The organism is Kitasatospora sp. NPDC058048 (assembly GCF_042885555.1).
Taxonomy (GTDB): Bacteria; Actinomycetota; Actinomycetes; order Streptomycetales; family Streptomycetaceae; genus Kitasatospora; species Kitasatospora lactacystinica.
Genome location: NZ_JBHVRT010000047.1, coordinates 70,365 through 76,465 on the forward strand (window position 1 = coordinate 70,365; position 6,101 = coordinate 76,465).

A 6,101-nucleotide genomic window follows, 5' to 3' on the forward strand; every position below is an offset into this window, starting at 1 on the left:
GGCACCCGTCGCGGTGGGCGCCCCGGGCCTTTCGCGTCCGGGGAGGAGCCCCTGCCGGGGGCGCCGGCTCAGGTGCCGCCGCCCAGACCCGGCGGGACGGCCGTGTGCAGGGCGGAGACGAAGGCGGAGATGGCCGGGTGGGAACCGGCGCCGGCGCGGAAGGCGGCGCGGGTGCGGCGGTACATCGGCAGGCGGGTGAGGACGACCCCGGGCGGGAGGCCGGCCGTGCCCAGGTGGGGGACCAGGGCGACGCCCTGGCCGGCCGCGACCAGGGCCAGCACGGTGGTGAAGTCGTCGATCTGGTGCCGGATGCGCGGTGCGAAGCCCGCCGCCTCGCAGGCCCGGACGGCCATGGTGTGGCAGAGCGTGTCGGGCGGGGACATGATCCACGGGGCGCCGCGCTGCTCGGCGACGGTGCCCGGGGTGCGGGCGGCCAGGTACATGGGCTCGGTGAAGACCGGGCGGGTCACCGCGAGGCCCGGCTCCGGGTCGGCCGGGACGAGGTCGTACTCGTGCACCAGTGCCACGTCCAGCTCGCCCGCCCGCAGGGCCGCCCCGACGGCCGCCGGGTCCACCTCGGTGACCATCGGTTCCAGCCCCGGGTGCCAGCCGGCCAGTTCGGCGAGCACCGCCGGGATGATCGCCCGGGCCGCCGACGGGTAGGTGCCGATCCGCAGCGGGCCCGCCAACCCCCGCTTGGCGTGGGCGAGTTCGGCGTCGGCCTGCTCCAGCAGGGCGAGCACCGCCTCGGCGTGCCGGACGAGGCCCAGCCCGGCCGGGGTGAGGGTGACCCGCCGTCCGGTGCGCTCCAGCAGCGGGACGCCCGCCTCCTTCTCCAGGACGGACAGCTGCTGGGACACCGCCGAAGGGCTGAAGGAGAGCGCCTCGGCGACGGCCGCGATGGTGCCGAGGTGGGCGAGTTCGCGCAGCAGGCGCAGGCGTCGGACGTCCAGCATCGGGCCAGCCTAGTCGAGCATCGGCCCAGCTTACGAGAAGCGTCGGAAATATGAACTGGACCTGGGCGATCGACGGGCCGCAGGATCGTGGACATGGAACTCAAGGGCATCCACGTCCCCCTGATCACCCCCTTCGCCGCCGACGGCTCCGTCGCCCTCGACGCACTGGAGAAGCTGGCGCACGAGGTCCTGGACGCCGGGGCGGCCGGGCTGGTCGCGCTCGGCACCACCGGCGAGCCGGCCGCGCTGACCGCCGAGGAGCGGGACGCGGTGGTGGACGTCGCCGCGGTCGCCTGCGCCACGCGCGGGGCGCAGCTGACCGTCGGAGCCTCCGGCGGCGACACCCGGGCCGTCGGCGAGGCGCTGGCCGCGCTCGGCGCGCGGGTGCCGCGGGCGGCGGCGCTGGTCACCACGCCGTCCTTCGTCCGGGCCGGCGAGGCCGGGACGGTCGCGCACTTCCGGGCACTGGCCGCGAGCAGCCCGCTGCCGCTGATCGTCTACCACATCCCGTACCGCACCGGGCAGCAGCTCTCCACCGCCGCGCTGCGCGAACTCGCCGCGATCGAGGGCGTGGTGGGCGTCAAGTACGCGACCGGGGGGTTGGACCAGGCGGCCGCCGAGCTGCTCGCCGACGCCCCCGCCGGATTCGCCTTCCTTACCGGTGAGGACGCGTTCCTCTCGCCGATGCTGGCGCTGGGCGCGGCCGGCGGCATCCTCGCCTCCGCCCACCTGGCGACCGCCCGGTTCGTCGAGCTGGCCGAGGCCTGGCAGGCCGGGGACGTGGCGCGGGCACGGGCGCTCGGGCACCGGCTGACCGGGCTGGCGCTGTCCGCCTTCACGGCGCCGAACCCGACGGTGACCAAGGGCGTGCTGCACGCCCAGGGCCGCATCCCGACCCCGGACGTGCGGCTGCCGCTGCTGCCGGCCGGGCGGGCGGAGGTCGACGCCGCGCTGGCCCTCGCCAGTGGTCTGGACCAGTAGCCCCCGTCCGGGCGGCCTCTCACACCGTGGAACACCAGGCCGCCCCACCCGCGTGACAAGGCATGATGGGCAGAGTGCGGCTGTGAACAGCACCATTCAGAGGAGTAGTCGGAGATGAAGATCGGCATTGTCGGTGCCACCGGCCAGGTCGGCGGCGTGGTCCGCGAGATCCTGGCGGAGCGCGCTGGTCGTGAAGGCGGCCTGGGCCCCGTGGAGCAGCTGCGGCTGTTCGCCTCGGCCCGCTCGGCCGGACGCACGCTGCCCTGGCAGGGCACCGAGGTCACCGTCGAGGACGCGGCCACGGCCGACTACACCGGCCTGGACATCGTGATCTTCTCGGCCGGCGGCTCCACCTCCAAGGCCCTGGCCCCCAAGGTCGCCGCGGCCGGTGCCGTCGTGATCGACAACTCCTCCGCCTGGCGCCGCGACCCCGAGGTCCCGCTGGTCGTCTCCGAGGTCAACCCGGAGGCCGTCGCCGACCGCCCCAAGGGCATCATCGCCAACCCGAACTGCACCACCATGGCCGCCATGCCCGTGCTGCGCCCGCTGCACGAGGAGGCCGGCCTGGCCGCGCTCGTCGTCTCCACCTACCAGGCCGTCTCCGGCAGCGGTGTGGCCGGCGTCGCCGAGCTCCAGGACCAGGCCGCCAAGGTCGTCGAGCTGGGCGCCGCCGCGCTCGCCCACGACGGCGGTGCCGTCGAGTTCCCGGAGCCCAAGGTCTACCAGCGGCCGATCGCCTTCAACGTGGTGCCGCTGGCCGGCTCCGTCGTGGACGACGGCTCCAACGAGACCGACGAGGAGCAGAAGCTCCGCCACGAGAGCCGCAAGATCCTCGGCATCCCGGAGCTGAAGGTCGCCGGCACCTGCGTGCGCGTCCCGGTGTTCTCCGGCCACTCGCTGCAGATCAACGCCCGCTTCGAGCGCCCGATCAGCCCCGAGCGCGCCGTCGAGCTGCTCAGCGGCGCCCCCGGCGTCGAGCTGTCCGACATCCCCACCCCGCTCCAGGCCGCCGGCCGGGACCCGAGCTACGTCGGCCGCATCCGGGTCGACGAGACGGTGGACAACGGACTGTCGCTGTTCGTCTCGAACGACAACCTGCGCAAGGGCGCCGCACTGAACGCCGTCCAGCTGGCCGAGCTGGTCGCCGCCGAGCTCAGGGGCTGAGCACCTCCGGTCGTGCGCAGGGGCCGGACCCCCGGACCGGACCACCGGCGTCCACCGGCCGGAACGCCGCCGCGTGACCTCGGGCGGGCCTCGTCGTTGTACGGGGCCCGCCTTCGCTTTTGTTCGCTGCGCGCCGGGGCGGCTGTTGCGGCACCGGGACAACCGGCGAGGTTCGGCGGGCGAACCGGGGGTAAAAGGTGACCCAACGATCGGGCGACGACGGGGGCCCCTCACCTCGGCACGCCCGGACGGCGGGAGGACCGCCCATTCCCGAATCGACCCACCCGACTGATTCCGAGGGCGAGCGAAAAGAGGTGCGCGATGGACCGCTGTGTCGTCCTGGTGGACGCCGGATATCTGCTGGGCGCCGCCGCCAGCCTGCTCGCCGGGGATCCGTCCCGGTCCAAGGTCACGGTGAACCACACCGCCCTGATCACCGCACTGCGCGAGCGCGCCGAGGCCGAGACCGGGCTGCCGCTGCTGCGGATCTACTGGTTCGACGCCGCGCCCGACCGGCGCCCGATGCCTGAGCACCGGCGGCTGCGGGTACTGCCCCGGGTCACCGTACGGCTCGGCGCGCTCACCCGGGCCGAGGGACGCTGGGTGCAGAAGGGCGTGGACGCCGCGATGCACGCCGAACTCTCCGAACTCGCCCGCAACCGGGCCTGCGCCGACGTCGTGCTGATCACCGGTGACGGAGACCTGCTGCCCGGCATGATGACCGCCAAGGAACACGGGGTGGCCGTCCACCTGTGGGCCCTGCAGGCCGCCGACGGCGACTTCAACCAGTCCGAGGACCTGGTCGGCGAGGCGGACGAGCGGCGGGTGCTGGACCGGGAGTGGATCGAGGGGTCCTTCTCGCTGCGGGAGCACTCCAGCATGTTCCCGGCCCCGGGGGCCCGGCAGGAGATCGCCAAGATCCTCGCCGCCCCGCCGGCCGCACCGCCCGCCGTCCTGCCCACCGTGGTGCCGCCGGTGGTCCGTCCGGTGGCCGCCGCCTCGGCCGCCTCGGCCCCCGCCGCGGCCTCGGCGGGAGCGGACCCCGACGCCGACGGCCGGCCGCAGCCGGCCGCGGCCGCGCTCAAGGTCGTCCCGACGCCGAAGGACCTCGCCGGCCGGACCTCCTCCGTCACCGCGATCACCCCGTCGGCGAACGGAACCGGCGGCCCCGGGGCCACCGGCCACGGCACGAACGGGCACGCCGCGAACGGGCACGGGGTCAACGGGCACGGGGCCGTCGCGCAGGCCGGGCCGGTGCTGCGCTGGTCCTCCGACCGCGGCTGGGTGGACCGGCCCGCCCCGGAGCCCGCCGTCACCGCCGGCGACAGCCTGCCCACCCTCGCCCAGCTCACCACCGCCGAGCAGCGCTGGGCCGACCGCGAGGAGGACATCACCTCCATCGGCGGTGACGCCCACGAAGTCGGGCAGGTCTTCGCCCGCCGCTGGAGCGACCGCGTCGGCGACACCGAGAGACTCACCATGCTCTGGCCCGACTACCCGCGCATCCCGCACCGGGTGGACGGCGAGCTGCTGCGCTACGCCGCCCGCTTCGGGCTGCTGGCGCACAAGGACGACCAGATCGACGAGCACGACCGCTACGCCATTCGGGCCGGGTTCTGGAAGGAGCTGGCGGCCCGGGTGCCGGGCGGGTCGATGGTCGTCGACGACTGAGCCGGCCGGTCGGCGGCCCGGGGGTCGGCAGGGCCCCGTTGTCCGGTTCGCCCGTACGAGCGCGTAGAGTCGTCGGTCGTGAACGAGACGGCCGGGCGAGCACCCGAGGAACCCCAGCCGTGCGCCGTCGTGCGCGACCTGGTCAGGACCTACCGCAGCGGGCGCGGCGCGGCCGCCACCGAGATCCGGGCCAACGACGGGATCACCCTCACCGTCCGCAGGGGCGAGATCTTCGGGCTGCTCGGGCCCAACGGAGCCGGGAAGTCGACGCTGGTGCGCCAGCTCACCGGGCTGCTGCGCCCCGACTCGGGATCCGTCGAACTCTTCGGCCACGACATCGTGCGGCACCCCGAGCGGGCCGCCCGGCTGCTCGGCTACCTCGGGCAGGAATCCACCGCGCTGGACGAGCTGACGGTGGCGCTCGCCGCCGAGACCACCGGACGGCTGCGCGGACTCACCCGGGCCCAGGCCCGCGGTACGGCCGCGGACGTGCTGACGGAGCTCGGGCTGGAGCCGCTCGCCACCCGGCCGCTCGCCAAGCTGTCCGGCGGGCAGCGGCGGCTCGCCTGCTTCGCGGCCACCCTGGTGGGGGACCGGCCGCTGCTCGTCCTGGACGAGCCCACCACCGGCATGGACCCCGTCGCCCGGCGGGCCGTGTGGAGCGCCGTGGACCGGCGGCGCGCCGAGCACGGCACGACGGTGCTGCTGGTCACCCACAACGTGATCGAGGCGGAGACGGTGCTCGACCGGGTCGCCGTGGTGGACGACGGCCGGGTGATCGCCTGCGACACGCCCGGCGGGCTCAAGGCGCTGGTGGACGGTGACGTCCGGCTCGACCTGGTCTGGCGGGACGAGGCGCCGGTCGGCGTGCCCGCCGTCGCCGCGCTGCGCGAGCGGGCCGAGTGCACCGGCCGCCGCTGGACCGTCCGCACCACCCCCGAGCAGGCCCGCGAACTGGTCGCCGCCGTCACCACCGGCCCGGCCTTCGCCGCCCTCGACGACTTCACCCTCGCCACCCCGAGCCTTGAGGACGCATACCTCAAGCTGGGCGGCCGCCACGGAGGACTGGCCAAGTGACGCTGCTCTCGGTGCCCCCGCGGACCGACCGGTCCACGGCCGCCCCCGCTCCGCTCGCCCCCGCGGCCAGGCTGCTGCCGGCGCTCGCGGCCGTGTACCGGGCGCAGCTCGCCCGGGCACGGGTGGCGCGCATCCCGCTGCTGTTCGTGGCCACCTTCCAGTCCGTGGGCATCCTGGTGATGATGCGGGGCGTGGTGGACGCCGGGCAGTCCTCGGAGGCGCGGTCGGTGGTCGCCGGTTCGAGCGTGCTGG

General features: G+C 75.2%; 5 protein-coding genes and 1 pseudogene. 5 read left to right on the top strand and 1 reads right to left on the bottom strand.

The genetic code is table 11. From position 1 onward, the window contains the following. Positions 1-68 precede the first annotated feature (68 nt). The gene (locus ACFVVA_RS35510; RefSeq protein WP_380548688.1) at positions 69-956 is read right to left on the bottom strand and encodes a LysR family transcriptional regulator; all 888 of its coding nucleotides are present in this window, start codon (positions 954-956) and stop codon (positions 69-71) included. A gap of 93 nt (positions 957-1,049) precedes the next feature. Between ACFVVA_RS35510 and ACFVVA_RS35515 the strand changes: the two genes are divergently transcribed. From ACFVVA_RS35515 to ACFVVA_RS35535, 5 genes and pseudogenes are all read left to right on the top strand, one after another. Further along, positions 1,050-1,937, top strand: a complete 888-nt coding sequence (locus ACFVVA_RS35515) for a dihydrodipicolinate synthase family protein (protein WP_387694841.1) — start codon at positions 1,050-1,052, stop codon at positions 1,935-1,937. A gap of 114 nt (positions 1,938-2,051) precedes the next feature. Next, entirely contained in the window at positions 2,052-3,101 is a 1,050-nt protein-coding gene (locus ACFVVA_RS35520) for an aspartate-semialdehyde dehydrogenase (protein ID WP_359908324.1), read from the top strand. Between the two features lie 321 nt (positions 3,102-3,422). Further along, positions 3,423-4,772 carry an NYN domain-containing protein gene (locus tag ACFVVA_RS35525; RefSeq protein ID WP_387694842.1) on the top strand — a complete coding sequence of 450 codons (1,350 nt, stop codon included), beginning with the start codon at positions 3,423-3,425 and terminating at the stop codon, positions 4,770-4,772. A gap of 78 nt (positions 4,773-4,850) precedes the next feature. After that, positions 4,851-5,849 (top strand): ABC transporter ATP-binding protein, encoded by a 999-nt coding sequence (locus ACFVVA_RS35530; RefSeq protein WP_387694843.1) that lies wholly within the window; start codon positions 4,851-4,853, stop codon positions 5,847-5,849. Beyond that, a pseudogene (locus ACFVVA_RS35535) lies at positions 5,846-6,101 on the top strand (ABC transporter permease); the annotation flags it as partial. The gene ACFVVA_RS35530 and the pseudogene ACFVVA_RS35535, both read left to right, overlap by 4 nt.

Bases quoted from the DNA above. Each gene is read 5' to 3' on its own strand.
- ACFVVA_RS35520 (WP_359908324.1), top strand. From the start codon at position 2,052: ATGAAGATCGGCATTGTCGGTGCCACCGGCCAGGTCGGCGGCGTGGTC.
- ACFVVA_RS35510 (WP_380548688.1), bottom strand. From the start codon at position 956: ATGCTGGACGTCCGACGCCTGCGCCTGCTGCGCGAACTCGCCCACCTC.
- ACFVVA_RS35525 (WP_387694842.1), top strand. From the start codon at position 3,423: ATGGACCGCTGTGTCGTCCTGGTGGACGCCGGATATCTGCTGGGCGCC.
- ACFVVA_RS35515 (WP_387694841.1), top strand. From the start codon at position 1,050: ATGGAACTCAAGGGCATCCACGTCCCCCTGATCACCCCCTTCGCCGCC.